The following is a 554-nucleotide window of genomic DNA, read 5'->3' as shown; positions in this document are numbered from 1 at the left end:
TTCGACCGCGAGGGCTGTGAGGATGGTGAGGCCGATGGCCCAGGCGGCCCAGCGGCGCTGGCGCGCATCGAACAGCATGAACACCAGAAAGGCCAGAGCCACCAGACCGTAGGTCACCTTGGTGTAGACCATCGCCACCGTCAGCAGGGTGGCGCAGAGCGCGTCGAGCCGCTCCTGATACGGACGCACCTGCCGCGGCAGCAGGTACATGACCAGCAGCGCCCCCAGGGCGACCCAGCCGATGCGGTTGTAGAACATGGCAAAGGAGAGCGAGGTGATGGCCTCGCCCAGGTTCATGGGCACCGCGAGGATGAGCAGGAGAAAGGCGCCGAAGAGCAGGGCGATGAGGGGATGCAGGCGGGAGGCGAGGATGTGGGCGAGGGCGGGGGCGAGCGCCAGGGTGGTGAGGGCCATGCCGAGGGGCATGGCGGCGCCGAGGGAGCCGGAGAGCCAGTATCCTGCGGCGGGGATGTAGTGGGTGAGGGGGCCGAGGGCGGTGTGGAAGTCGCGGTTGGGCACCTGCCCCCATACGAGCCGGTGCGCGCTGTCGAGGA

The 554-nt window shown here is 69.0% G+C and carries 1 pseudogene; it reads right to left on the bottom strand.

Features of this window, described 5'->3' with window-relative positions:
- Window positions 1-554, bottom strand: a pseudogene (locus ACFOYU_RS15160) (hypothetical protein); the annotation flags it as partial.

This window comes from Microvirga sp. GCM10011540 (assembly GCF_042650665.1).
Classification (GTDB): domain Bacteria; phylum Pseudomonadota; class Alphaproteobacteria; order Rhizobiales; family Beijerinckiaceae; genus Microvirga; species Microvirga lenta.
The sequence above is the reverse complement of the archived record's forward strand: the minus strand, read 5'-3'. Positions and strand labels throughout refer to the sequence as shown.